Here is a 24322-nt window from a genome sequence, read left to right as displayed (position 1 = left end):
TATAATAGCCTGTAAAAAAAGGATATTGCGATGTCACTATTAGATTTTACCACTCCTGAATATCAAGCAACTTACCGGCCTGCAATTGACCGTAACATGCAACTAGTACAAGAATTAAATACCGGTTCAAGATCTCAACAAGAGATTCATAAATATTTATGTAAAATTACCGGCCACACAGTTGATCACAGTGTCTCCTTGAAATTGCCCTTTTATACGGACTTTGGAGGCAATATCCATTTTGGTAAAAATATTATTATTAATACCGGCGTAATGTTTACTGATTTGGGTGGTATTTTTTTAGAAGATCATGTCATGATTGGACCCCGAGTATCATTAATTACTGTAAACCACTTAACCGATCCTAGTCAAAGAAATATTTTAGATTTAAAACCTATTCATCTACAAAAAAATGTTTGGATTGGTGCCAATGCTACCATTTTACCGGGTGTGACCATTGGCGAAAATTCTATTGTTGCTGCTGGTGCAGTAGTTAATCATGATGTACCTGCCAATCAAATGGTTGCTGGCGTTCCGGCTAAAATCATCAAAACATTGTAAGGTTTCACATCTAATTGTTTTCCACTTGCTAATTCGATCAAATAAAAAAACTAGGCCAAAAGTTGTTCTCTACAATTAAGTAGTCTCAACTTGATCCTAGTTTTTTATTTGCTATTAATTAAATAATTACTTACGATGTGTCGCAACAAAATCGTTAACTAACTTTTCATTATCCGCATTACTTAAGGAAACATTCAAAGCTTGATCAACTAAGTCTGATAACTCTGTCGTATCCAGATGCTTCATCAATGAACGTACTCGTAAAATGGAAGTAGCACTCATTGAATATTCATCTAAGCCCATACCTAACAATAATGGTACCATGACAGAATCGCCAGCTGCTTCACCACACATACCAACCCATTTGCCTTCTTGATGAGCCGCTTTAATCACATGATTAATTAAGCGTAAAATAGACGGGTTGTATGGTTGATAAAGATAAGAAACATGTTCATTACCACGGTCAGCAGCCATAGTATATTGAATCAAATCATTCGTTCCAATACTAAAGAAATCAACTTCTTTAGCAAATTGATCTGCTAAAACGGCCGCTGCTGGAATTTCAATCATGATTCCAACTTCTAAATTGGCATCAAATGGAATCTGCTCAGCAGTTAATTTATCCATTTCTTCTTGTAAAATACCTTTAGCTTGACGGAACTCTTGAAGAGTAGCAATCATTGGGAACATAATCCGCAACTTGCCATAAGACGAAGCGCGTAGCAAAGCCCGTAATTGTGTCCGGAAAATATCTTGACGATCCAAACTAATTCGAATAGCCCGATAACCCAAGAACGGATTCATTTCTTCAGGCAATGGTAGATATGGTAAATGTTTATCACCACCAATATCCATTGTCCGTACAACAACTGGTTTACCATCCATACCTTCTAAAACTTCTTTATAAGCTTCAAACTGATCGTCTTCAGATGGTAATTCGGCAGAATCCATATACAAGAATTCAGTCCGATACAAGCCAATTGCTTCCGCACCATTGGCCTTGACACCAGCTAAATCTTTTGGTGTTCCAATATTAGCTGCAATTTCAAAATGCTTCCCATCAGCAGTCACGGTCTGAGCACTCTTGAGCTTAGCCCATTCTGCTTTTTCTTCAGCATACTGATCAGCTAAATCTTGGTAGTGTTTAACGTCATCAGCGCTAGGGTTGATGACAGCATCACCGTGAACACCATCAACAATTAATTCATCGCCTAACTTAACATCCGCAGTAATCGTATCTGTACCCACAATGGCCGGAATTTCCAACGAACGTGCCATAATAGCTGAGTGCGCAGTCCGTCCGCCGATATCAGTAATAAAAGCTTTAACATACTTTTTATTTAACTGTGCTGTATCACTTGGCGTTAAATCGTGTGCAACGATAATAACTTCGTGATCAATCAAGGCCGGATTAGGTAATTCAACCCCTAATAAATGACTCATAACGCGCTTCGAAACATCGCGTACATCAGCCGCCCGTTCTTGCATGTACTTATTATCAGTCATCGCTTCAAACATGGCGATAAATTTGTTAGAAACATCACTCAAAGCTTGTTCAGCATTAACTTTATCGTCTTTAATTTGTTGAGCAACTGCACCCGTAAATTCGGGATCAGCTAAAATCATTTTGTGGGCATCGAAAACTTGAGCTTCTTCTTCACCCAAAGCCTCTTTAGCAGCATCTCTAATTGTTGTCAATTCAGCATCAGATTGCTTGATCGCAGCTTGCAAGCGTTCTGCTTCAGCTGTTGTATCAGTCACTGTCTGCTTTTTAAAGGATAAATCAGGTTGCACCAATAAATAAGCTGGTGCATTCGCAAAACCATCACTGGCAGCAATTCCCTTTAAAGTCTTCGTCATTAGTCTGAAAGTCCTTCTTTAGTCATGGTTTCGGAAATAGCAGTAATTGCTTCAGCAGCATCATCACCATCAGCGGTAATTGTTACATCGGCACCTTGACCAACACCAAGAGACATCACACCCATAATAGATTTCAAATTAACTGTCTTACCATCATATTCTAAGTTAATGTCAGAGCTAAACTTGCTAGCTGCTTGTACTAACATTGTTGCAGGACGTGCATGAATTCCGGTTTCTGCAATTACGTGAAAATCTTTCTTTTCCATATTTAATAACCTCTCTTTAAGCCTAATTTTCATTTTGAGTGAAAAGGGTTAACTTAACATCAAAACTACATTACCATTATTCAAAATACAAGGCAAGTTTTTTCCAATAAAATTCCGAAGCCATCAGCCTTAATAACTAATTGCTTCCGTTTTCAGAAAATTTATATGTGACACGCCCATTTCGATGTGCAGAACCAATAATTTGTTTATGCTGAGGACAATTTAGCCACGCTTGATTAAATTCAAAAAAATGTTCACTATCAACTTCTATTTGATCAATTTTGCCAGCAATTAAATCTAAAATTTCTTGTTCGTAATCCATTTTCTACCTCACAATGCAAAATACTTTAATAACTAAATCATTCCTTATATACTGTGTTCAACATGTAAAGTCAAGTATTTTTAAACAAAAAATTCATTTTTTTGTTTTTAGCACTTGCATGTTGAGAGTGCTAATTGTATAATTCACATTGTACTAATAATTAGTACTCAATCGTCAAACACTCCTGAAGTAAAACTCAATAAGTACGGTTGGGACAAAGTCATTCAGAAATTGAGTACCAACTGCATCCAACATAAAGTATGAACTTTTACTTGATTGTTCGGTGTAGTTCAGCCCCAAATTCTGATTTTCAGAGCACCATAAAGAAAAAATATTTGTATTAAATATGAATATTTTCTTTATGTTTCAACTTCACTTAACAAGTGTTTTCTTTTGAAGACAGTTGTGGTTTGAACTTCACGATTCAATTCAACGGTTTGAAAATTGATCTAAATTCTTCTTCAGAAAGGTGGAATGTAGTTAATGCTTTGCCAAAACTGTCATAAGAATGAAGCAACTATCCATCTCTACACTAGTGTTAATGGACAACGCGCAGAAGTAAATTTATGCCAAAGTTGTTATCAAAAGTTGCGTGAGCAACAAGCGATGGGAGGTAATTCAAATATGAATAACGATCCATTTGGCTTTGGAGATCTTAGTTCTCTATTTGGCGCCATAGATCCACAACAAGAAATGCGTCGTCAGCAACAAATGTCCGCACAAAGCCAACGTAGTGGCGGTAACAATAATAATGGAAATAGTATTTTAGCCCAATTTGGGGTCGATCTTACTGCTCAAGCGAAGGACGGGAAAATTGATCCGGTGATTGGTCGTGATAAAGAAATTGAACGTGTCATTGAAATTCTCAATCGGCGTACTAAAAATAATCCCGTTTTAATCGGTGAAGCTGGGGTTGGTAAAACTGCCGTTGTAGAAGGATTAGCCCAAAAAATTGTCGATGGCGAAGTTCCGGAAAAATTACAAGATAAACGTGTCATTCGCTTGGATGTCGTTTCTTTAGTTCAAGGAACTGGCGTGCGGGGGCAATTTGAGCAACGCATGCAAGAATTGATTAAAGAATTGCAAAGTAACAAAAACATTATTCTCTTTATTGATGAAATTCACGAAATTGTCGGTGCTGGTAATGCTGAAGGTGGTATGGACGCTGGTAATGTCTTAAAACCCGCCTTAGCACGTGGCGAATTGCAATTAGTTGGTGCGACAACTTTTAATGAATATCGGCAAATTGAAAAAGACTCTGCTTTAGCCAGACGTTTACAACCAGTCGAAGTCAATGAACCTAGTGTTGAACAGACTCTGCAAATTTTAAAAGGCATTGAACCAAAGTACGAAGCTTATCATCATGTCAAATATACCCCAGAAGCGATTAAAGCGGCAGCGGTGTTATCAGATCGTTATATTCAAGATCGTTTTCTACCTGATAAAGCTATCGATTTATTAGATGAATCTGGTTCACGAAAAAATCTTACTTTAAATCCTGTTGATCCTAAAGAAATTGAGAAAAAAATCAAAGCGGCGGAGGCTAATAAGCAAGCAGCCTTAAAACAGGAAGATTATGAAAAAGCTGCTTTTTACCGCGATCAAACCAAAAAGCTCGAAAATGTTCGTGATAATAAAACCGATACTGAAAAAGAACCCAAGGTAACTGAAAAAGATATTGAAAGTATCGTGGAAGAAAAAACTAATATCCCCGTTGGTGAATTAAAGGCGCAAGAACAAGAACAATTGCGCAACTTAACACCTGAACTTGAAGCTCATGTCATTGGTCAGGATAAAGCCGTAGAACAAGTTAGTCGGGCAATTCGCCGTAATCGAGTTGGTTTTAACAAAACGGGACGGCCAATTGGATCCTTCCTCTTTGTAGGACCGACTGGCGTTGGTAAAACCGAATTGGCTAAACAATTAGCACGCCAACTCTTTGGTAGTGAAGATTCCATGATTCGCTTTGACATGTCGGAATACATGGAAAAGCACAGCGTTTCTAAATTAATTGGTTCCCCTCCAGGGTATGTCGGTTATGAAGAAGCGGGACAATTAACTGAACAAGTCCGGCGGCATCCGTACAGTTTAATTTTATTAGATGAAATTGAAAAAGCTCATCCGGATGTTATGCATATGTTTTTACAGATCTTAGATGACGGCCGTTTGACCGATTCTCAAGGACGTACTGTCAGCTTCAAAGATACCATCATTATTATGACGTCGAATGCTGGGCAAGGTGAAAGTGAAGCCAGCGTTGGCTTTGGTGCTGAGGCCAATGGCACCACTAATTCCGTATTAGACAAATTAGGCAATTACTTTAAACCTGAATTTTTAAATCGGTTCGACGGCATTATTGAGTTTGATCCGTTATCTAAGGACAGCTTATTAAAGATTGTCAACTTAATGATTCAAGACACTAACAAAATGATTGCTGATCAAGGTTTAGACATTGAAGTTACCCAACCTGCCAAAGAAAAGATTGTGGATTTAGGTTACGATCCAGCCTTGGGTGCTCGTCCTTTACGGCGGGTCATTCAAGAACAAATTGAAGATCGTGTGGCCGACCATTATCTTGATCATCCTAAGGAAAAGCATCTTAAAGCCGTGTTAGACAATGACAACATTAAAATTGAAACTAATAACGGTGAAACTAAAAAAACTGCTGAAAATAAGACAAAGACTTCTTCCGATGATGACAATCAAGAGCAGTCGAAAAAATAAGCAGCTTTAATTATAGTTACTAAAAAAGCGAATCAGTTGAAAGACTGGTTCGCTTTTTTACATATGCATATATTTCGTTTTTAGAGACTGGTCAAAACTGGATGATTTAAATAATCATAAACTCGACGTACTTCACTAATTTGGTTTAAATCTAACATTTGTGGATGTTTCAAGTCCATATTGGTAATCTCTTTCATTTCTGAATCAGTTAATGTAAAGTCCCAAATATCTAAATTTTCTTGCATTCGTTTTTCATGAACCGACTTAGGAATAATAACTACGCCTCGTTGAATATTCCATCTCAAGATCACTTGCGCTGTTGACTTGTGATGCCGTGAAGCAATTGTTTGCAAACATTGCTCGTGAAAAATATCTTGTCGACCTTCCGCAAAAGGTGCCCACGCTTCGGGTTGAATTCGTTGTTGCTTCATAAAATCAAGCTCTGCAGTTCTCTGAAATAGTGGATGCGTTTCAATCTGATTAATCATTGGTTGAATGTCAAAATTAAAACTTAAGTCCAATAAATTAGTTGTTGAAAAATTGCATACGCCAATTGCTCGGATACGGCCTTGTTGGTACAACTGCTCCATTGCTCGCCAAGAACCATAATAATCAGCTAGCGGCATATGAATTAAATATAAATCCAAATAATCTGTGCCTAATTTTTGACAAGACTTTTCAAATGCCGTTAGCGTGGCCTGATAACCCATCTCCGGAATATAGGCTTTAGTGGTCAAAAAGATCTCGTGGCGCGGAACGGAACTTTTTTGCAATGCTCGCCCCACTGCGGTTTCATTTTGATAACTACTAGCGGTGTCTAATAACCGGTAACCGGTATTCAAAGCTTTTAAAACAACTTGCTCACAGTCCTTATTAGCAACTTGAAATACACCAAAACCTTCCTGCGGCATTTGCACACCATTAGCTAGCTCAACTGTTTTCATCTGATCACAGCTTTCTTATTTAGATACAATTATTTCTTTTCATCTAATAACACAACGCCCTCAGGGGGATTTTGATCAATCGCGCCCACAATTGGGTGCGGAACATACGGTTCTTCTAAATATTGCACATCTTCTGGGGTCAATTGAACATCTAAAGCTTGGACGGCACTATCAAAATGCCGTGCTTTGGTAGCTCCAATAATTGGTGCTGTCACACCTTTAGCCCATTGCCAAGCAATTGCAATTTGTGCCATAGTAACCTGATATTTATCAGCTAACTCATGCACCCGTTGCACGATTTTGACATCTTCGGCTTCCATCCGATCATACTTCCCCACTGCTACCCGGTCTGTCTTGGCTCGTAAAGTATCACCTTGCCATGTGGGGCGTGCCAAATGTCCGGCGGCCAACGGACTATATGGCATTAAGGATACATCATATTGTTGACAAATTGGAATTAATTCGTGTTCGTCTTCACGATATAACAGATTATAGTGGTTTTCCATAGCTTGAAATTGTGCCCAACCATGTTGTTGCGCCACTAACTGCATATTATGAAATTGATAACCATACATGGCAGAAGCACCAATTGCTCGAACCTTACCCGCAGTCACTAACTCATTTAAAGCTTCCATAGTTTCTTCAATCGGAGTCTGATAATCAAACCGGTGTACCAAATATAAATCGACATAATCTGTGCCTAGACGTTTTAACGTCCCATCAATTTCATGTTGAATGGCTGTTTTGGATAACCGCCCGGGATTAAAATAAACCTTCGAGGCAATAACAACTTGATCCCGCGCAACATTCTTTTTGAGTGCTTGACCTAAATACTCCTCACTAGTTCCTTTTGAGTAGCCATTGGCTGTGTCAAAAAAATTGACTCCTAAATCTAAAGCATGTTTAACCACTTGTTCCGTCGCCGCAGCATCCAAAGTCCAATCATGCATGGTTCCTGCTTTGCCAAAACTCATGGCTCCTACACACAAGGGTGAAACTTGAATATCGGTCTTTCCAATTGTTTGATATTGCATTGTAATTAATCTCCTATTCTTATTTAACCAAAAGTGGCCAGTGGCGCTAACCGTTTGGTATGCAGATACTGATTATATTTTTGTGCTTGCTGTTGTAACTGTGCATCGCTCAAACTAGAAGCTCCTAACGTCACAAATGGTTGCATGAATTGCATTTTGATCAAATGACAAGTTGCTTGAAACGAACGCAATAATTCATTAACGGTATATTGCACAAATTGCTCACGGCCATAATTATTAGCTCCCGGAGAAACCGCAATCACCAATTCTTTGCCAGCCAAAGCGGTGCCTTGACCACCAAAGTCACCTTGCAATACGTCACATTCCCATTGTTTCAACAATGCAGGCGCACTATACCAATACATCGGAAATTGTAAAACAATACGCTGATTGGCGGTCAACAATTGTTGCTCAGTTTTAATATCAATGTGAAAATCAGGATATAATTGATACAGATCACGTACTACAATATCCGCAGTTAAAGCCTGACTTAATTGTCGGTTCACTCGTGAAGTTGTTAAATGCGGATGAAATAATAAAACTATTGTTTTCATGATTCCTCCTGACTAAAGATGGGATACTCTTTCACTTGTCCTGTTTCGTATAAATTAATTTTATGATCTAAACGTTGAATGGACTTGTGAAGACTGACTTGTTTTTGCTGCAGTATGGCACGCTGTTGTTCCAACAAAGTTTGACGTTGTTTTAAAGTCTTGGGTCCCTGTTGCATTAAACGAACATATTCAATTAATGGCTCTACCGCCACTCCTGAATTACGCAAGCAAATGATCATTTCAATTAAATCTTGAATTATTTCCGGATAATAGCGATTACCATTGGGCTTGCGAGGAATCGGCGGCAACAAACCAATTTGTTCATAATAACGCAACGTTGCCGGCGTAATATTGTACTTTTGACTAACCGCAGTTATCGACAAATCCTTCATACCATCACCTCTAAAACTAAAATTAACTTACTTAACAAAAAAGCTAGGATTATTTTTAATCCTAGTTTCATCATATTACTTAAAGTTAACTTTAAGTCAATATTAATTTAATGTTATGTGACTATCTTGTGCTTTTAAATTTAGTTGTTCTAAATTAACTGTACTATGGTGAACCCAGTAATTTTGGATTTGCCGACCAGCAATTTTTAAGACCGTGGCGTGTCCTTTGATGCGATAATTAATAGCTGGTTGGCGCAATTGAACATTTAGATGACTATCAGCCAACTGTAAGTGCGAACTATCTTGTAAAAGTAAATCCTGCATTTTAACTCGCGAGTCCTGTAATCGACCTTGTAAATTAGCTTGCACATGTTGGGCCTGCACGCTACTATCAGCTAGCTGCCAACGCCAACTTGGTAATTGACAATTTTGAACTCGCAAATTGGAGTCCCACAATTTTGTTTGTGCTTCTTGCTGAGCTTGAACGTTTTTTAGTGTTAAGTGACTATCATGTTGCTTCACTAATAACTGTTGCAGTTTTAACTGCTGCACTTGAACGTTGGAATCGGTTGTTTGCAAGCGCAACTGCCGAAGATCATGTTTCTTGGGCACTGTCAGCACTAATTTTGGGGCCTTGGTTCCGGCTATATTAACAAAGTTAAAATTCGGTTGCTTCGTAATGACTTGCAGCTGTTGACCATTTTGTTTGATTTTCACGGGCTGTTTATAAGCACCAATTAACTGCAATTGGTAAGCTTTACCTAATTTAATTTGTACATCAGTATCGGAACTATTGAGCGCAAGCTCTTGAAATGCTGGTAATTTTCGCTTAATTTGCACTTTCTTGTTATTACTAAGAACTGTTACTTTCGCAGTTAGTGAGTGGCTAATTAAGGACTGAAAACCATTATTAGAGGCCCCAATAATTAACAAAACCAATCCTAATAAAAAGATTGCCAGACTAGTCTGATACCATTTTTTCATGATTGATCTCCTCGGTGTAATGATTTTTTTTGAAAATAATTAGTTTTCAAAAATTTTTGTCCCAAATGACGAATCAAAACTACGCCCCGATTAGTCAAATAACGCATCAACTTGATTAACAGCGGTCCTAAGCCAACTAAAATTGCTAACATCATCAACGCAATTCCGAGATAAAAGCACCCCACTGCCCAATGAGCGGTCATTAGAAGTGGTGTAATTTTGACCATAAGGAAAACACTACTGAATAAACAAGCCAACATAACTGCAATAAAGATTACCACTAATGCAACGATTAACACTAATATTGCTAAAAAGGCGCCCACCACAAGTAAAATGGCAGGAATTCCAATGGGGGCAGCCAACATTCCTAAGACAATCCACCAAATCACATGCAAATTATGGCGCGAAGACTTTTTAGCTGCAATTGGCGCCGCTGGCTCAGTAACTGTTGGCAACAAAGGATCCGCTGCTAAGTAATAATCAGCTAAAATTTTATGGGCTAATTGTTTGGGCGTTCCCAATTCATCATCTAATTGCCAGCGTTCTTTAAAACCAGCATCTAAAATAAATTCTTGGTAAAACAAGATCACATCTTGAGCTTCATCAACTGGCAAAGCAGTTAAGTTGTTCTTCAGTTCCTCAAGATAACTTTTCACGATTGAATTCATGAGCTTCCCCCATCACCTGATTAATTTGTTGACTAAACTGTTGCCAATCAGCTTGAATCTGACCAAATAGCTCTTGCCCCGCCGCTGTTAAATGATAGTAGCGGCGGTTACGTCCCTGATAGGGCTGATCATATGTTTCCAAATAACCATTCTTTTTTAAACGTCGTAAGACGGGATAAATCGTCGATTCAGAAATATCTAAAATACCCTGTACTTGTTGTGTCAAAGCGTAGCCATACAAATCTTGGGTACGCAAAAATGATAAAACCGTACCATCTAATAATCGCGTGGGAACTTGAATTGCCATCACGCTATCTCCTTTAATGTTATATTTCATATAGTATTATATGATAAAAAAGCATCATTGACAAATGTGCCAATGATGCTTTTACAAATTTCATTCGAGAATGACTCAATTAGAGTTTCGCAGTTAATTGCACATCTGGATACTTATTTTCAAACCATTGTTCGGCAAAACGGTTTTCAAATAAGAATAAAGGTTGATCATCTAAGTCTTTGACTAAAATGTTTCGACTAGAAGACATAGCCGGATCAAGTTGGTCGGGATTAATCCAGCGAGCAATCCGGGAACCAATCGGTTTCATAATCACTTCTGTATTATATTCATTTTGCATTCGAAATTTAAAGACTTCGAATTGTAATTGCCCGACGGCACCTAAAATATAATCGCCCGTTTGGTAATTGCGATAAAGTTGCACCGCCCCTTCTTGTACCAACTGTTGCATTCCTTTATGAAAGGACTTTTGTTTCATCACATTTTTGGGAATAACGTCCATAAATAACTCTGGCGTAAATTGTGGTAATTCTGGGTATTGCACTGCTCGTTTACCGGCATAAATAGTGTCACCGATTTGAAAATTACCCGTATCATATAAACCAACAATGTCACCCGCAACTGCATTCTTCACTTGTTCACGCTGATCCGACATAAATTCAGTCGCATTATTTAAACGGAGTTGTTTCTGGGTTCTATTTAAAGTGACATCCATTCCCTTTTCAAATTCTCCGGAACCAATCCGGACAAACGCAATTCGATCACGATGCTTAGGATTCATATTGGCTTGAATCTTAAAGACAAAACCGGAAAATTCCGGATCATCGGCGGCAATTGTCGAATCATCAATTAATTGATGTTCACTAGGAGCTGGTGCTAATTGTAAGAATTGATCTAAAAAGGTTTGTACCCCAAAGTTGGTCAAGGCAGAACCAAAGAAAACGGGGGTTTGTTGACCTTGAGCAATCTTGCCGGGGTCAAAAGCATTACCAGCTTCCTTAATCAGTCCAATTTCCTCTAAAGTCTGTTGATAAATACTATCCGTCGTCAGCGGCTGCTCTGGACTTAAATGTCCTTGATCATCTAACGGTAAAAAGCGCTCATCAGCGTTTTTGGGATGATACAATTCAATCCGATTATTACTCAAATCATATAATCCTTGTAAGGTTTTACCGCTACCCATCGGCCAATTCATCGCACAACCTTCAATATCTAAAAGGTCTTCCAATTCGCCAATTAAATCCAAGGGTTCACGACCATCCCGATCTAATTTATTCATAAAAGTAAAAATGGGAATTCCCCGTTGTTTAACCACTTTAAATAATTTCTTGGTCTGTGCTTCGATCCCCTTAGCCGAATCAATCACCATCACCGCAGCATCAACGGCCATCAAAGTCCGATAAGTATCTTCGGAAAAATCCTCATGACCAGGCGTGTCCAAAATGTTAACATGCTTGCCCTGATAATCAAATTCCATCACCGAACTAGTGACTGAAATGCCCCGCTTCTTTTCAATTTCCATCCAATCTGATGTTGCATAATTACCAGTTTTTTTACCCTTAACCGTGCCGGCAGACCGAATTACTCCACCAAATAATAACATTTGTTCCGTAATTGTGGTCTTACCAGCATCCGGATGCGAAATAATCGCAAACGTCCGTCTTTGGTTAACCGCCTGTTTTAAATCCGATTGCTTCATTTGATTACTCTCCATTAATTAATATTTATATTTCACAGCAAAGAAAAATATACTCATTAAAAGAAACTACTTTCAAAAATCAAGCGTCTCCTTATTGGGTATTTAAATTGCACTTTCACACTATTATTAATGATTTTGACTACTAATTGCTGTAGTTTACATGTCATGTTCTCCTTTAAAAATAAGTTCTGACCAAAAATGCTGAACAGCTCAGTTACTAACGCCTAAAATTAGTTCTTAACTAAAAAATTTAGTCATTATTAAATCAAAGTATCTTCCTTTTAGCACGATATTCATCTAAATTTTAACCATCATTTTTTCTGCTCGCCAATTCTGACTTTGGAGTAGTTGACGTACCATTTTTTTACAACAAATGCTAAAATTAACTTTGAATCAAGAAACGAAAGGACCTCATTATGTCTAATAAAAAAGTTTTTGTAATTTACACTTTCTTATTCATTATACCTTATCTTTTGTGTCTCGCTTTAATCGGCACTGGTTATGATGCACTTGTTAATCATTATAACAGTTGGTGGCGGTTAATTATATGTGCAATTATTGGTGCCATTTTAATGGTCGCGGTTAAATCAATTGCTCATCGGCCCATCAAAATTATTACCCATCAAACAACTAATCGCTCACTACGCACCATTATTAATTTTTTCAATATTGATTACAGTTTAACCAATTTCTATCTCAACTTTATTATTGATTTTATTTTAACCATTACCGCAGCTAAGTTAATCCATGTATTCTTTCAACCTTATCGCATTCAAGGTACTTTGATGGGCTGGTTGATTGCCCTCTTAGTTCTCTCTTTAATTCTAGCTTCCAACCTAGAATACAGTACCTTAAGTATCGATTCTTCCCAAAAATAACGTATTAAAAAAGCAGGAAAACCTGCTTTTTTAATTTACATAGTCAATTCCTCAAGCACGATGCAATAATTCTTGATACCTTTGATACCATAAGGCAACATACCCGGGCGAAAATGGTCCTTTTTTAGTTTCAACCCAATCAATTAAAGTTTCCGTACTTTCCTTTAAGATCTGATCAATTTCTGAAGAATAACGCCACATTCGTTTATGAGCCGCATATTCATCCACATCCAATAGACGTTTTTCACCATCCGGAAATACTTTAACATCTAAATCATAATCCACATACTTCAAAGCCTCACGGTCTAACACAAAAGGCGTTGCCAAATTACAATAGTAAGATGGACCATTTTCTCGTAACATTGTGACAATATTAAACCAATAATGTTTGTGAAAATAAACTAAAGCTGGCTCACGGGTAAACCACCGCCGATGGTCACTTTCAGTTACTAAAGTTCGGTCATTACAACCAATCAATTCATTTTCACTAGTTTTCAAAACCATTGTATCACGCCAAGTACGATGCAAATGACCATTATGCTTATAGCTCTGGATTGCTATGTAATCTCCTTCTCTTGGAACTTGCATAGTTGAACCAGCTTTCCACTTTCTCACGCAATTAAATTATATCAAACTAGGCCGTTTATGCCACAACTATTTTAAGTTTTCGAGTTGAGGACGAATTTGATCACTTGTAAAGCCCCGCCGTAATAAAGCTGCATATAGTTTATTGCGCCCTTGATCTTTTGCTTGATAACGAGGCCACAATTTTTGCAGCGTCTTTTGGAGTAATTCTTGTTCTTGATCTTCATCTTTTATTTGGGGTAAATCTTGCAGAACTAATTGATTAATCTCACTACTAAATCCGGCAGCCATTAAACGCTGTAAGACCTTTTGTAAGCGCCTTTTATGCGGATGTTGTTGATTTTGATGCCAACATTTTTGTGCTAATTTCGTAGCATTAATTACTTGTTGTTCAGTGGTATACAGTTCTAACGCTTGCTGAATTAAAGTCGGATCAATGTGTTTTTGTTGCAATTTATGTTGTATTTTCTTTGGACCATCTAATGTCGTTTTAAATTCCGTTCGGACAAAACTTTCCGCATATTGTAAATCATCTAAGTATTGATTTTTTTCTAGTTTAGTAATAATCGCGGTAATCGTTGGAGTGTCAACATCTTGCCGTTTTAAGTAAATTTTAACTTCGGCAGTACTGCGTAATTGATAACTTAAATAATTTAAAGCTTGATTATACGCATAATCTTTTTGTTCCGATTGTTGTATTTGCTCAACCTGTTCAGGTGTTAGCATTTGATCCTTGATTAAATGAAACTTAATCAAGACATTTTCGCCTACAGCAAAAGCAAACTGGTCATCTAAAAAAATATTATAGCGTCCCGGACGTTTTTGTGCGGTAATTTTGGTAATTTTCACGAATTATTATCTCCTCTGCACCTATGCTATACTAGCTTTAATAACTTCATCATGGTCACAATTTAATTTAAAGGAAACTAATTTTGAAAGATCAAAAAGCAACTGTTCAAATAGGACAAACCATTTCAATTATTATCAAAAAAATGGGCATTAACGGCGAAGGTATCGGCTATTACCAACAAAAGTTAGTTTTTGTACCTCAAGCTTTACCCAATGAACTAATCCAATGTGAAATTACCCAAATCCAGCCTCATTTTTTACGCGGTAAATTGCTATCTTATCAAAAACCCAGCTCTTGGCGCAATTTACAGCCACCTGCTTTGTACAATCAGGTTGGCGGCTTAGAATTGGCCCATCTGAAATACTCAGCACAATTAAAATTCAAACGTTCCATCTTAAAGCAAGCCTTACAGCACTTCAAACCAGCCGGCTACCAACATTATTTCTTAGCGTCAACTATTGGCATGGCTAACCCGTGGCATTATCGTAACAAAGCCCAATTTCAATTACAAGTCCAGAACGGACACGTCACCTGTGGACTCTATCAAAACCACACACATCATGTAGTTGATTCACTTCAAATGCCGACGCAAAGTAAATTAACACTCAGTGTGTTGCAACGCTTGGTTCCTATTATTGAACAATTGAACTTACCGATTTATGATGAACAAAAACAAGCTGGAATTTTTAAAACGGTGGTCGTGCGGCAATCACACGTTCAACAAGAAGTCCAATTAACTTTAATTACACACTCCCGTAAGTTTCCAAAATTAAAACAATTTTTACAATTAGTTCAGCAAGATATTCCCGAAGTCCAAGGAATTTTTCAAAATTATAATCCGAAAACTACGAGTGAAATTTGGGGTGAGGAAACCAAACTTCTTTGGGGTCAAGAATATCTGCCTGAAGTGATTAATCAACAACAATTTTTGCTGTCTCCCCGTGCTTTTCTACAATTAAATTACGAACAAACACAAAAGTTGTACCAACTTGTCCTAAAAGCCCTTGACCCTCAAGCCCATGACATTATTGTCGACGCTTACGCCGGTGTTGGTACAATTGGCCTGAGCATCGCACCTTATGTTCAACAAGTTGTAGGTAGTGAAATAATCCCTGAAGCTGTCCACGACGCCAATTTAAATGCCCAAGTCAACCACTTAACCAATGCGCATTATCAATTAGGAACCACAGCAGAATTATATCCTCAATGGTTACAGCAAGGCATTCAGCCCACTGGACTGGTTGTTGATCCTCCCAGAACTGGTTTAGAACATAGTTTAGTACAATTGCTGGTAAAACAAGGACCTCAAAAACTGCTGTATGTTTCTTGTAATCCTTCTACCTTAGCGCGTGACTTACGTCTGTTAACTAAAAGTTACCATGTTAAAAAGATTCAACCTTTGGATATGTTTCCGCAAACCCCACATGTCGAAAGTTTAACCATTCTTCAACGCCATTAAGTTTTGTAGAAAGGACTGTTTCGATGCCACAAAATTCAGTAACTTCTCTTCAGATTACTTTTGATCGGCACGGCTGTAAACCATTCTTTAAAAAACATGCTGGTCAAAAACAAATCGTGTCACAAAAAATCGCCAACGTCCTGAGTCGCGAACTAAGTACAGGCATGACTAAGATTAAATTAGCCACAGAGCAAAAAATTGCTGGTCATCCTTGTTACGAATTGCGCCTCAATTTAGGGACCATTGGTTCAGCCCGCATCGCTTTTACAGTCTACAATAAACAAGTACAGGTGATTTTCATTACGAGTCAACTCCAAAAGGCCACCTTTACTCGCGACTTAAAGCAAATCTTAAAGGGAGTTAGTTTATGAAAAGTATTCCCATTAAACAAGCTGCAACCCTAATTAAAAAAATTACCAAAACTAAACAAGCGCAAACTTTAACACTCTTGACACGCAAAAAAGACCGCTTCTTAACTATCTTAATTGCTAATCAACAGCTTACCTTCACTGAGCACGGTTATCTCAACCAGACGGTGACTTATTCTTTAACTGACCGGCAATTAAAACACCAACTGCAAACGGCTTTTAAGCGCGAATTTCCGCGTAGCCATCAAATTTACATTTCTCAAAGTAGCAACTGAAGCTAAAGCTAATTCAGTAATTTGACAGAATAATTAGGACTGCCACTTAATAGCTTAGAAACTGGACAGCGTTTTTCGGCTTGGTCGACCATTGCTTGGGCATGAACTTGACTAACGCCCGGAATATTGACACGCGCTTGCACCAAAAATTCTAAGCCGGTATTTGCTTTAATCATTTTCACGTGCACATTCACACTGGCACGATGCTCTAATCCTTGTTCAGACTCAATAGCCTGTAAGGTTGCATTTAAACAAGTACTTAGTGCTAAGCCCAATAACTGTTCAGGATTAGTTCCCGGAACATCACCTTTTTGTGGATCACTAACCGCTACACTAATCTCATGCGGTACATAAGCATAGCCTTGAATTCCATCTTGATTATAAACATCTGTCTCGTATAATGTGTGTGCTTTGGCAATATCTGTCAACATTTTTACATCTTCTCTTTCTACTAAAAACTAGATAATTAAAAAGCCAAGGAAAGATTTCCCCGGCTTTTTTTAGATGAGACAAGCAACTGCTCCCAATCCATTTTGACACAAAAACTTTTAACTTGCCTATTAATTCATCCAAAAGACTACTTGTAATAAATAAGAAAGTTTGATGTCTGATAAACAGGAACATCCGCATTGACCAATTTTATCTTTAGAATGAATTTGTAAAGTTTTCGACTAATTGCCGAAACTCTTACCTGATCCATTTTAAAACTATCACCTTATCGAAAGATGCACATTGCATCCTGATAGCAGTTGCAGTAAGGTTTCATCTCACCACGTCTTTATTATAGTCTGTTTTGTAACCGATTTCTACTATTTTATTGATATTTTCGTTCATGATTAACAATTTTAGTTAAACGATGGGCCGCCTGCGGATCCGAATTGGCTAAAACTTGGGTCGAGCCATCAGTCACTAAACTGTGTTGAAATTGTTGTTCATATTGTTCTATCGTTAATTGTTGCCGCTGGCGCAACAATTGTTGATGCTTCTCTATGTTTAAACCAGCGCGAAAATGTGGCTGTAAAATACCAAAAAAGAGTTCTGCTTCTGAGCCCGAACCGTAACTATATAGACCAATCGCTTCCCCCGGATGTAAGCTGGTATCATTTTCCAATAAAGACAGTAAACTTAGATACAAAGAACCCGTATAAATATTGCCCACTTGTTGGCCATACATAATGCTTGCTTCAAAACGGCGAGTTAAGCGCTGATAATCCGGTTCTGCAATCTTAGAAGCGAGGCTTTTTAAAGCTTTGCGTCCCATTTTGGAAAAGGGAATATGAAATAACAAAGCTGCCAAGTCGGACACTGCCAATACATCACTAGTCACAAATTGTTGCCATAACTCTGTAAACATCGCGATGTAAACTTCTTCGGAGTATTTCCCCCGAGCAAAAGCTTCTGTCGAATAATTCGGGCGCCAAAAATCACCTGTACTTTGACTCATATAAAATGATTGCTCTTCTAAAGCTAAAATTTGTGGATCAGCCCCCACTAACATAGCCACCGCACCAGCACCCTGGGTGACTTCGCCAGCACTTTTTAAACCATACCGGGCAATATCACTAGCAATTACTAAGGCTTTTTTATGCGGATGTAAGCGCACAAAATCGGCTGCTAATTGCAGACCAGCAGTAGCTCCAAAACAAGCCTCTTTTATTTCTAAGGCACGTAAATTAGTTGGTAAAGCTAACACCTCTTGAACAAAGAGGGCTGAAGCTTTCGATTGATCAACGCCACTTTCCGTACCTACTATCACTAAGCCCAATTGCTGTTGGTCTTGAAGCGTCAATAACGGCTCAGCCGCATTAGCCGCCATAGAGACAATATCTTGATCTAATGGTGCTACAGCCATTTTTTGTTGGCCAATCCCAATCAAGTATTTATTGGGGTCCACTTTGCGGGCACTAGCCAAATCTTTTAAATCTAAATATTGGTTGGGTGTATAAAAATCAATCTTATCAATGCCGACTTTCATAATTTTCTCCTAAACGTAATTGTTGTAAAATCTGGCGAGCTGTTTGTAAGTTAGCCTTGGTGGGTGCTAACCGTAATTGTTTAACTACTGGTTCAACCTCTGTTGCTGTAGCCCCGGCCATCAACGCTAAACTTTTAAATTGTAAATTCATATGTCCGGCTTGAATGCCTTGTGTGACTAAAGCTCTGAGTGCCGCTAAATTTGAAGCCAACCCCACACTAGCAACAATACTCATTAACTGTCGTGCAGAAGGTTGTTGCAAAATTTTCATACTTAATTGGGCCATGGGTAAGGTCGAAATTGCACCGCCTAAACTACCTAAGGGCAACGAAATTGTAATTCGACCAACTAACAATTCATCTTGGATTTGCCAAGAAGTCCACGTTGGTTGCTGCTTGGATAATCCAGCATAACTCGCCGCATTAATACTGCGCGGATCATTACCGGTGGCTAACACTACAGCGTTAATGCCGTTCATAATGCCCTTATTATGCGTTGCAGCCCGTAAAGTAGATTCTTGGGCAAACTGGGTGGCAGCGACAATTTTTTGAGCTACGACTTTACCGGTATCGTGTTTCGTCGCCAAATCAGGTAAGGCAAAAGCGGCTGTTGCCGTAACTGATTGTTGGGGGGCCTGATTAGACAAGATGGCCATTAACAAACTTAACTGTGGCAGTTGTGTGGCTAAATATTGGGCCACTGCCTCAGCCAGAGTATTGACTATATTAGCGCCCATAGCTTCACCGGGATCAATTAATAACCGAAATTCCACAAAGTCGGCTGACACATGAACGCTAACTTGTTTTAATCCTCCACCATGTTGTTCTAGGCTTGGATGTGCGCTCAGGGCAACCTGGCGGATCATTGCTAAATGCTGATCCAAAAAAATCTGTGGGGTTTTTAATTGTCCTTCAAACACAATCTGACCAATTAAGCCCGCGCGTTGGACTGTTGTTTGAAAACCACCCTTTGCCAAACAACGCTTGGCGGCATTACTGGCAGCCGCAATCACTGATGGTTCTTCCGTGGCCATGGGAATCAGTAACGATTGTCCATCAATCACAAAATTTTCTGCCAAACCTAGCGGCACTCCAAAAACTCCAACTTGATTTTCAATTAAATTAGTCGCGATAGCCGTTGGCAAATTAGGATAAGAATGTAATAATTCTAAATCTGCTGTCGTTAAAATTCCCGTCTGATATAATTGCTGTAAACGCTGCTTAGTTGTTAATTCATAGAATTTGACCATTGCAAATTTTCCACCTCTAATGCTATTGCTTGACCACCACCAATACACAAGGCTGCGATCCCACGATGTTGATGAGTTCGCTGTAAATTGTGAATTAAAGTAGTTAAAATACGAGCGCCAGAAGAACCTAACGGATGTCCCAAAGCCAAAGCACCGCCAGTGATATTATATTGACTATCGGCAATTTGTAATTCTTGCTGTACTAATAAAGCTTGACTACTAAATGCTTCATTAACTTCAAACAAATCAATGTCGGCAACTGTTTGTTGTTTTTGCGCCAGTAATTTTTGAATAGCAATTACTGGGGCATAACCCATTAATTGCGGTTGGTACCCCACTTCTTGATAAGCGGTAATTTTAGCTAGTGGTTGCCATTGATTCCTACAGGCCACATTAGTAGTCGTTAAGACAAGTAAGCTAGCACCATCACTTAGCGGTGATGCATTCCCCGCTGTCACTAACCCCTCAGCCTGAAATGCGGGGGATAATTGTTGTAAAGCCGATAACGTAGTTTGCGGGCGCACGGTTTCATCGGCCGACAACCCCGTAATTGGCAAAATTTCTTCATCAAACCAACCAGCAGCTTGCGCTTGCACCGCTTTTTGTTGTGACTGTAGTGCAAATTGATCTAACTGCTGCCGCGTTAAATGATATTTTCGATTTAAATTTTCTGCTGTGATTCCCATCGGTTGCTGACTAAAAGCATCTGTCAAACCATCATTAAACAACGTATCCTGCCAATCATCGGTTGCAAAATCTTGTTTAGTCAAGCGCGCTGCCACTGCTGGTGCCTGCGACATACTTTCCACACCGCCAGCCAAAACAACTTGAGCATCATCTAACATTAATGCGCTTTGCGCTAGTCGAACTGCTTTCAGCCCTGAACCACAGACTTGATTAACAGTCATTGCCGTCCCCGTCAAATCTAACCCAGCATTTAACTGGACTTGACGCGCAATGTTTTGTCCGCTCCCCGCTGTTAAAACACTACCTAAAATCACCTGCTGAATCAGTTGGGGAGCGATCTTTTCTTTCACTAAAATCTGTTGACATAATTGGGTTGCCAATTGAACTGCTGTAAAATCTTTGAAACTACCTTGAAATTTACCGGTTGGCGTCCGATAGGCAGCAGTAATTACAATCTCATTCAAATTCAAACTTTTTACTCCTGTTAATTTATTGAATAATCATTAAGGAGGCCACAATGGACACTCAAACTTTAATAAAACTTTTGCTGGATGTGAAAACTAATTTACTAGTTTTTTATGAAGATAATCAGCATAAAACTTGGGGAATCTCTAGTATATCATCAGAATTTACTAATGAAAATCATTATTTAATATTAAATTTGCAATCTCACAATCATTCTTATCAAGTTTGGGAATTAATCACTCTGCTTAAAACAAAATCTGCTCAAGCCTTAGTTTACGTGAAATTTTCAAAAAAATATCACCAAATCTTTGGTTTAAGATTTGGTGATAAACATATTTATCTCAAGTAATACTACACTTAAAAGCCGCTTAGCAGTTGAGTAATAAACTTGCTTTTTAAACTGACCAAGTCAGCTGTCACTAGAAACCAACTACTAATAAGCACGCATAGCCAAATATTATGACCAAAAATCATAATATTTTATTTTTTATCTGCTGCTAATTGTTGGCCTAAATTAATAATATATTTGCGAAGTTCATCTTTCACTTCGGGGTGATTCAACCCATATTCAATGCTAGTTTTCATATAACCAAATTTATTACCAACATCAAACCGTTCGCCTGTAAATTCATGTGCAAACACCCGTTGGGTTTTATTTAAGCGATCAATCGCATCTGTTAGTTGAATTTCGTTGCCTGCACCGGGAGCCTGCGTATCCAGCATAGCAAAAATATCCGGCGTCAACAAATAACGCCCAATAATTGCTAAATTGCTTGGTGCATTTTCCACAGCGGGCTTTTCTACAAAATTATTAACCCGATATAATCCTGGCTTAACTTCGCCATCTGGATCAATCACTCCGTACTTAGAAACATCTTTTTGAGGAACCTGCATGACAGCTAAGGTCGAAGCATGCGTTTCATTATAATCATTAATCAATTGCTTGGTCAACGGTACTTGATCTTTCATTAAGTCATCACCAAGCATTACAACAAACGGTTCGTCACCTACAAAAGATTTGGCTAAGCTCACCGCATCCCCTAAACCATTAGGATATGACTGACGCGTAAAATACAAATTTACACCAATGTTGGTTGTATCTTGTACCACTTTCAATAGTTCATCTTTATGCTTAGATTTCAAATTTTGTTCTAATTCTGGTGCTGAATCAAAATGATCTTCAATGGGGCGTTTACCCTTGCCAGTAATAATTAAAATATCTTCAATTCCGGAAGCTTTGGCTTCTTCCACAATGAATTGAATCGTAGGTTTATCCACGATGGGCAACATCTCTTTTGCCATTGCCTTAGTAATGGGCAAGAATCGGGTGCCTAATCCTGCTGCTGGAATAACCGCTTTTCTAACTTTTTCCATAGATAATTGTTCCTCTCATGGTAAAATATGTTCTCATCATACAACAAAATAACTATTTATGGTGATTTTTTCGTTGTTGGTAAAACTGTTTTAAACCACCAGATTGTTCTAACTGACCTTGAAATGCTTGAAGCACAGCGGCATTAATGGCAGCCCCGATCAAAAAGATATACGCAAGAAAGTTAAGCCACAATACTAGAATAAAAAAAGTACCAATCGTGCCATAAGAATGCCAGCGACTACCAAAATATTTAATATATAACGAAAAGCCTTGTGATAATAAACTAAAACCTATTGTTGTAAACACCGTTCCTGGCCAAACATAACTAATCTTTTCGTGAGAATTCGGCAAAAAGATATAGGCGACTAGTAAGATGACGACTAAAACCAAACCGGTTACCGGCCATTTCCAATGAATAAATTCTTGTAGTAACTTCGGTCCCCATAAAACATAGGATTGCAACCAATTTAATAATTGTTGCCCAACTAAAACTGTCAGAAACAGTATTAACAAAATCACAATTAATGAAGTGGTTACCAAAATCGCTACACTTCTTAGAATAAGAAAATTTAACAATGATTTTTTTGTATAAATAGTTTGATTATCTAATCCATAAACTTGGTTAATACTCCGTTTCAAAATATTAACCACCCCTGAACTAGACCAGAGTGTTCCCAAAATACCAAATGACAGCAGCCCGTTACTTTTTTGAGTCAATAATTTAGTTAAGATTGGGTCAATAAATTTAATTAAACGCGTCGGCATTAAATTTTGGGCATATCCTAGTAACATTTGCGGATCCAAATGAAATAATGGTAACGCACTACCAACCAATGAAATTAGTGGAAAAAATGACAGTAAGCCGTAATAAACTACTGCTTTGGAAGAAAGACCAATATTGCCACTTTTAATCCGTTGCATCACTAATTGACAAAAATAAATCAATTTTTGAAACCACGTTAAATCAGAAGCAAATAAGGACTGTTTTTCTTTATCAGAAGCCAAATTATTATCCTTTTACAAATATTTTTGATCACCAATAGGGTCTTGCGAAGTTAAAATTTTAGGACCATCTTTGGTAATAGCCAAGGTGTGCTCATACTGAGCTGAAGGAGTTCCATCAGCTGACACAAAATATTCCCAATTATTATCTGTAAACTTGCTGGTAATTTCCCAAGTTCCTAAATTAACCATTGGTTCAATGGTAATAGTCATGCCTTCTTTGAGCCGTAAGCCCTTGCCTGGTTCACCATAATGGGGCACATTCGGTGCTTCGTGCATCGTCGGTTGAATCCCGTGACCAATTAAATCACGCACATCACCCATATGTTCTTGATCTTCGACATAATGTTGAATAGCGTAACCAATATCACCTAAGCGATTACCGACTTGAGCCTGATCAATTCCTAAATATAAAGCTTTTTTAGTGACTTCCATCAAATGCTTTTTTTCGGGCGAAATTTCCCCTACAGCATAACACCAGCAGGAATCACTTTGATAACCATCCAATTCAACTGTCATATCGACTTTCACAATATCGCCGTTTTTTAAAATCAAACTGTGGCGTGGTTCTGCATGCGCTACTTCATCATTCACACACACACAAGTTGCGTAACGATAGCCTTCAAAACCTTTTTCTGATGGATGCCCACCATGATCTGTAATAAATTTATCAGCAAACTTTTCAATTTCAAAACTAGAAATTCCCGGTTTGATAATGTTCCGTAAACCAATATGGGTTTGCGCTAACAAATCTCCTGACTTTCTCATACCTTCAATTTCTCTAGCTGATTTTAATGTAATCAAACAAGTTACCTCCACTCTTTCACGCTAATTTTATTATAGCTCAACGG

The 24322-nt window shown here is 38.2% G+C and carries 27 protein-coding genes; 7 read left to right on the top strand and 20 right to left on the bottom strand.

Translation table 11 applies throughout. The annotated features are described in order from the left end of the window. The first annotated feature begins 30 nt into the window (after positions 1–30). Positions 31–561, top strand: a complete 531-nt coding sequence (locus AC3B6Y_RS06720) for a DapH/DapD/GlmU-related protein (protein WP_489790767.1) — start codon at positions 31–33, stop codon at positions 559–561. A gap of 126 nt (positions 562–687) precedes the next feature. Here AC3B6Y_RS06720 and ptsP read toward each other — a convergent pair whose 3' ends face one another. The 3 genes from ptsP to AC3B6Y_RS06705 all read right to left on the bottom strand — a co-directional run bounded on the left by ptsP (position 688) and on the right by AC3B6Y_RS06705 (position 3009). Beyond that, positions 688–2421 carry a phosphoenolpyruvate--protein phosphotransferase gene (gene ptsP, locus AC3B6Y_RS06715; protein ID WP_489757320.1) on the bottom strand — a complete coding sequence of 578 codons (1734 nt, stop codon included), beginning with the start codon at positions 2419–2421 and terminating at the stop codon, positions 688–690. Continuing rightward, positions 2421–2687, bottom strand: a complete 267-nt coding sequence (locus AC3B6Y_RS06710; protein ID WP_489757319.1) for a phosphocarrier protein HPr — start codon at positions 2685–2687, stop codon at positions 2421–2423. The genes ptsP and AC3B6Y_RS06710 overlap by 1 nt, the downstream gene beginning before the upstream one ends. Positions 2688–2823: 136 nt before the next feature. Continuing rightward, positions 2824–3009 carry a hypothetical protein gene (locus AC3B6Y_RS06705; RefSeq protein WP_489757318.1) on the bottom strand — a complete coding sequence of 62 codons (186 nt, stop codon included), beginning with the start codon at positions 3007–3009 and terminating at the stop codon, positions 2824–2826. Between the two features lie 483 nt (positions 3010–3492). Here AC3B6Y_RS06705 and AC3B6Y_RS06700 point away from each other — a divergent pair, with 483 nt between their 5' ends. Continuing rightward, positions 3493–5733: an ATP-dependent Clp protease ATP-binding subunit gene (locus AC3B6Y_RS06700; RefSeq protein ID WP_489757317.1), complete on the top strand. Its 2241-nt coding sequence runs from the start codon at positions 3493–3495 to the stop codon at positions 5731–5733. A gap of 80 nt (positions 5734–5813) precedes the next feature. Here AC3B6Y_RS06700 and AC3B6Y_RS06695 read toward each other — a convergent pair whose 3' ends face one another. The 8 genes from AC3B6Y_RS06695 to AC3B6Y_RS06660 form a co-directional block, all read right to left on the bottom strand. Then, positions 5814–6677 carry an aldo/keto reductase gene (locus AC3B6Y_RS06695; protein ID WP_489774829.1) on the bottom strand — a complete coding sequence of 288 codons (864 nt, stop codon included), beginning with the start codon at positions 6675–6677 and terminating at the stop codon, positions 5814–5816. Between the two features lie 29 nt (positions 6678–6706). Continuing rightward, on the bottom strand, positions 6707–7711 hold the full coding sequence (locus AC3B6Y_RS06690; RefSeq protein WP_489790765.1) for an aldo/keto reductase: 1005 nt from the start codon (positions 7709–7711) through the stop codon (positions 6707–6709). A 23-nt stretch (positions 7712–7734) separates the two neighbouring features. Further along, positions 7735–8265, bottom strand: coding sequence for an NAD(P)H-dependent oxidoreductase (locus AC3B6Y_RS06685; protein WP_489757314.1), 531 nt, complete (start codon positions 8263–8265; stop codon positions 7735–7737). Beyond that, positions 8262–8657, bottom strand: a complete 396-nt coding sequence (locus AC3B6Y_RS06680; protein WP_489757313.1) for a MerR family transcriptional regulator — start codon at positions 8655–8657, stop codon at positions 8262–8264. The genes AC3B6Y_RS06685 and AC3B6Y_RS06680 overlap by 4 nt, the downstream gene beginning before the upstream one ends. Before the next feature lie 102 nt (positions 8658–8759). Then, positions 8760–9641, bottom strand: coding sequence for a DUF4097 family beta strand repeat-containing protein (locus AC3B6Y_RS06675; protein WP_489757312.1), 882 nt, complete (start codon positions 9639–9641; stop codon positions 8760–8762). Further along, the gene (locus AC3B6Y_RS06670; RefSeq protein ID WP_489790763.1) at positions 9638–10309 is read right to left on the bottom strand and encodes a DUF1700 domain-containing protein; all 672 of its coding nucleotides are present in this window, start codon (positions 10307–10309) and stop codon (positions 9638–9640) included. The genes AC3B6Y_RS06675 and AC3B6Y_RS06670 overlap by 4 nt, the downstream gene beginning before the upstream one ends. Further along, a complete protein-coding gene (locus AC3B6Y_RS06665; RefSeq protein WP_489769125.1) occupies positions 10281–10616 on the bottom strand; it encodes a PadR family transcriptional regulator in 336 nt (111 codons plus the stop codon). The genes AC3B6Y_RS06670 and AC3B6Y_RS06665 overlap by 29 nt, the downstream gene beginning before the upstream one ends. A 109-nt stretch (positions 10617–10725) precedes the next feature. Beyond that, positions 10726–12303 (bottom strand): peptide chain release factor 3, encoded by a 1578-nt coding sequence (locus tag AC3B6Y_RS06660; protein WP_489790761.1) that lies wholly within the window; start codon positions 12301–12303, stop codon positions 10726–10728. Positions 12304–12719: 416 nt separating this feature from the next. Here AC3B6Y_RS06660 and AC3B6Y_RS06655 point away from each other — a divergent pair, with 416 nt between their 5' ends. Then, a complete protein-coding gene (locus tag AC3B6Y_RS06655; RefSeq protein ID WP_489757308.1) occupies positions 12720–13181 on the top strand; it encodes a hypothetical protein in 462 nt (153 codons plus the stop codon). A 51-nt stretch (positions 13182–13232) separates the two neighbouring features. Here the strand turns inward: AC3B6Y_RS06655 and AC3B6Y_RS06650 are convergent, their stop codons facing one another. Both AC3B6Y_RS06650 and recX read right to left on the bottom strand, forming a co-directional pair. Then, positions 13233–13769, bottom strand: coding sequence for a DUF402 domain-containing protein (locus AC3B6Y_RS06650; RefSeq protein WP_489757307.1), 537 nt, complete (start codon positions 13767–13769; stop codon positions 13233–13235). A 66-nt stretch (positions 13770–13835) separates the two neighbouring features. Beyond that, on the bottom strand, positions 13836–14615 hold the full coding sequence (gene recX / locus AC3B6Y_RS06645) for a recombination regulator RecX (protein ID WP_489790759.1): 780 nt from the start codon (positions 14613–14615) through the stop codon (positions 13836–13838). Positions 14616–14698: 83 nt separating this feature from the next. Here recX and rlmD point away from each other — a divergent pair, with 83 nt between their 5' ends. The 3 genes from rlmD to AC3B6Y_RS06630 are packed head-to-tail and all read left to right on the top strand — an operon-like array spanning position 14699 to position 16718. Continuing rightward, positions 14699–16075: a 23S rRNA (uracil(1939)-C(5))-methyltransferase RlmD gene (rlmD, locus tag AC3B6Y_RS06640; RefSeq protein WP_489774822.1), complete on the top strand. Its 1377-nt coding sequence runs from the start codon at positions 14699–14701 to the stop codon at positions 16073–16075. 23 nt (positions 16076–16098) lie between these two features. Then, complete coding sequence (locus AC3B6Y_RS06635; RefSeq protein ID WP_489774821.1) at positions 16099–16446, top strand: hypothetical protein; 348 nt, start codon at positions 16099–16101, stop codon at positions 16444–16446. Further along, positions 16443–16718 carry a hypothetical protein gene (locus AC3B6Y_RS06630; protein WP_489774819.1) on the top strand — a complete coding sequence of 92 codons (276 nt, stop codon included), beginning with the start codon at positions 16443–16445 and terminating at the stop codon, positions 16716–16718. Before AC3B6Y_RS06635 ends, AC3B6Y_RS06630 begins: the two co-directional genes overlap by 4 nt. Before the next feature lie 8 nt (positions 16719–16726). On the opposite strand, the gene AC3B6Y_RS06625 is transcribed toward AC3B6Y_RS06630, so the two are convergent. The 4 genes from AC3B6Y_RS06625 to AC3B6Y_RS06610 all read right to left on the bottom strand — a co-directional run bounded on the left by AC3B6Y_RS06625 (position 16727) and on the right by AC3B6Y_RS06610 (position 21099). Then, complete coding sequence (locus tag AC3B6Y_RS06625; protein ID WP_489769130.1) at positions 16727–17149, bottom strand: OsmC family protein; 423 nt, start codon at positions 17147–17149, stop codon at positions 16727–16729. A gap of 383 nt (positions 17150–17532) precedes the next feature. Continuing rightward, positions 17533–18693: a hydroxymethylglutaryl-CoA synthase gene (locus AC3B6Y_RS06620; protein WP_489790757.1), complete on the bottom strand. Its 1161-nt coding sequence runs from the start codon at positions 18691–18693 to the stop codon at positions 17533–17535. Further along, positions 18677–19942 (bottom strand): hydroxymethylglutaryl-CoA reductase, degradative, encoded by a 1266-nt coding sequence (locus AC3B6Y_RS06615; protein ID WP_489790755.1) that lies wholly within the window; start codon positions 19940–19942, stop codon positions 18677–18679. The genes AC3B6Y_RS06620 and AC3B6Y_RS06615 overlap by 17 nt, the downstream gene beginning before the upstream one ends. Beyond that, entirely contained in the window at positions 19921–21099 is a 1179-nt protein-coding gene (locus AC3B6Y_RS06610; protein WP_489757296.1) for a thiolase family protein, read from the bottom strand. Before AC3B6Y_RS06610 ends, AC3B6Y_RS06615 begins: the two co-directional genes overlap by 22 nt. A 47-nt stretch (positions 21100–21146) precedes the next feature. Here AC3B6Y_RS06610 and AC3B6Y_RS06605 point away from each other — a divergent pair, with 47 nt between their 5' ends. Continuing rightward, positions 21147–21443: a hypothetical protein gene (locus AC3B6Y_RS06605; RefSeq protein WP_489769134.1), complete on the top strand. Its 297-nt coding sequence runs from the start codon at positions 21147–21149 to the stop codon at positions 21441–21443. Between the two features lie 131 nt (positions 21444–21574). Here AC3B6Y_RS06605 and galU read toward each other — a convergent pair whose 3' ends face one another. Genes galU through map form a run of 3 tightly spaced genes read right to left on the bottom strand, consistent with a single transcriptional unit; the run spans position 21575 to position 24275 of the window. After that, the gene (galU, locus tag AC3B6Y_RS06600; RefSeq protein ID WP_489757294.1) at positions 21575–22468 is read right to left on the bottom strand and encodes a UTP--glucose-1-phosphate uridylyltransferase GalU; all 894 of its coding nucleotides are present in this window, start codon (positions 22466–22468) and stop codon (positions 21575–21577) included. 52 nt (positions 22469–22520) lie between these two features. Further along, positions 22521–23474, bottom strand: a complete 954-nt coding sequence (locus AC3B6Y_RS06595) for a YihY/virulence factor BrkB family protein (protein WP_489757293.1) — start codon at positions 23472–23474, stop codon at positions 22521–22523. Positions 23475–23486: 12 nt separating this feature from the next. After that, a complete protein-coding gene (gene map / locus AC3B6Y_RS06590; protein WP_489790753.1) occupies positions 23487–24275 on the bottom strand; it encodes a type I methionyl aminopeptidase in 789 nt (262 codons plus the stop codon). Positions 24276–24322: the final 47 nt, after the last annotated feature.

The organism is Bombilactobacillus sp. ESL1092, assembly GCF_058107465.1.
The sequence above is the reverse complement of the archived record's forward strand: the minus strand, read 5'-3'. Positions and strand labels throughout refer to the sequence as shown.

What these genes read in the sequence shown, in the direction of transcription:
- AC3B6Y_RS06720 (WP_489790767.1), top strand. Translation starts at nt 31, where the DNA reads ATGTCACTATTAGATTTTACCACTCCTGAATATCAAGCAACTTACCGG.
- ptsP (WP_489757320.1), bottom strand. Translation starts at nt 2,421, where the DNA reads ATGACGAAGACTTTAAAGGGAATTGCTGCCAGTGATGGTTTTGCGAAT.
- AC3B6Y_RS06710 (WP_489757319.1), bottom strand. Translation starts at nt 2,687, where the DNA reads ATGGAAAAGAAAGATTTTCACGTAATTGCAGAAACCGGAATTCATGCA.
- AC3B6Y_RS06705 (WP_489757318.1), bottom strand. Translation starts at nt 3,009, where the DNA reads ATGGATTACGAACAAGAAATTTTAGATTTAATTGCTGGCAAAATTGAT.
- AC3B6Y_RS06700 (WP_489757317.1), top strand. Translation starts at nt 3,493, where the DNA reads ATGCTTTGCCAAAACTGTCATAAGAATGAAGCAACTATCCATCTCTAC.
- AC3B6Y_RS06695 (WP_489774829.1), bottom strand. Translation starts at nt 6,677, where the DNA reads ATGAAAACAGTTGAGCTAGCTAATGGTGTGCAAATGCCGCAGGAAGGT.
- AC3B6Y_RS06690 (WP_489790765.1), bottom strand. Translation starts at nt 7,711, where the DNA reads ATGCAATATCAAACAATTGGAAAGACCGATATTCAAGTTTCACCCTTG.
- AC3B6Y_RS06685 (WP_489757314.1), bottom strand. Translation starts at nt 8,265, where the DNA reads ATGAAAACAATAGTTTTATTATTTCATCCGCATTTAACAACTTCACGA.
- AC3B6Y_RS06680 (WP_489757313.1), bottom strand. Translation starts at nt 8,657, where the DNA reads ATGAAGGATTTGTCGATAACTGCGGTTAGTCAAAAGTACAATATTACG.
- AC3B6Y_RS06675 (WP_489757312.1), bottom strand. Translation starts at nt 9,641, where the DNA reads ATGAAAAAATGGTATCAGACTAGTCTGGCAATCTTTTTATTAGGATTG.
- AC3B6Y_RS06670 (WP_489790763.1), bottom strand. Translation starts at nt 10,309, where the DNA reads ATGAATTCAATCGTGAAAAGTTATCTTGAGGAACTGAAGAACAACTTA.
- AC3B6Y_RS06665 (WP_489769125.1), bottom strand. Translation starts at nt 10,616, where the DNA reads ATGGCAATTCAAGTTCCCACGCGATTATTAGATGGTACGGTTTTATCA.
- AC3B6Y_RS06660 (WP_489790761.1), bottom strand. Translation starts at nt 12,303, where the DNA reads ATGAAGCAATCGGATTTAAAACAGGCGGTTAACCAAAGACGGACGTTT.
- AC3B6Y_RS06655 (WP_489757308.1), top strand. Translation starts at nt 12,720, where the DNA reads ATGTCTAATAAAAAAGTTTTTGTAATTTACACTTTCTTATTCATTATA.
- AC3B6Y_RS06650 (WP_489757307.1), bottom strand. Translation starts at nt 13,769, where the DNA reads ATGCAAGTTCCAAGAGAAGGAGATTACATAGCAATCCAGAGCTATAAG.
- AC3B6Y_RS06635 (WP_489774821.1), top strand. Translation starts at nt 16,099, where the DNA reads ATGCCACAAAATTCAGTAACTTCTCTTCAGATTACTTTTGATCGGCAC.
- AC3B6Y_RS06630 (WP_489774819.1), top strand. Translation starts at nt 16,443, where the DNA reads ATGAAAAGTATTCCCATTAAACAAGCTGCAACCCTAATTAAAAAAATT.
- AC3B6Y_RS06625 (WP_489769130.1), bottom strand. Translation starts at nt 17,149, where the DNA reads ATGTTGACAGATATTGCCAAAGCACACACATTATACGAGACAGATGTT.
- AC3B6Y_RS06620 (WP_489790757.1), bottom strand. Translation starts at nt 18,693, where the DNA reads ATGAAAGTCGGCATTGATAAGATTGATTTTTATACACCCAACCAATAT.
- AC3B6Y_RS06615 (WP_489790755.1), bottom strand. Translation starts at nt 19,942, where the DNA reads ATGGTCAAATTCTATGAATTAACAACTAAGCAGCGTTTACAGCAATTA.
- AC3B6Y_RS06605 (WP_489769134.1), top strand. Translation starts at nt 21,147, where the DNA reads ATGGACACTCAAACTTTAATAAAACTTTTGCTGGATGTGAAAACTAAT.
- galU (WP_489757294.1), bottom strand. Translation starts at nt 22,468, where the DNA reads ATGGAAAAAGTTAGAAAAGCGGTTATTCCAGCAGCAGGATTAGGCACC.